Below are 253 nucleotides of genomic sequence, written 5' to 3'. Positions count from 1 at the left end.
GATATTGCTGAAGCGCGTGCACTTGGCGTTGAAGTCGGTGTAGTGATTGGCGGCGGTAATATTTTCCGCGGCTTAGCTGTAGCCTCCAAGGGCGGTGACCGCGTAACCGGCGATCATATGGGAATGCTGGCGACAGTGATCAATTCACTGGCTTTGCGCACATCTCTGGTCAAACAGGGCGTTGATGCGGTTGTGCTGTCGGCAATTGCAATGCCGGAACTGTGCGAGAGCTTCTCGCAGCGTCAGGCAACGG

General features: G+C 56.1%; 1 protein-coding gene. It reads left to right on the top strand.

What is annotated here, in order from left to right:
- Positions 1 to 253 (top strand): amino acid kinase family protein (locus HBA93_RS22250; protein WP_502910180.1); only part of this gene is annotated, 253 nt, incomplete at both ends.

Origin of the sequence: Ochrobactrum sp. SFR4 (genome assembly GCF_019730395.1) — a bacterium.
Taxonomy (GTDB): Bacteria; Pseudomonadota; Alphaproteobacteria; order Rhizobiales; family Rhizobiaceae; genus Pseudochrobactrum.
The sequence above is the reverse complement of the archived record's forward strand: the minus strand, read 5'-3'. Positions and strand labels throughout refer to the sequence as shown.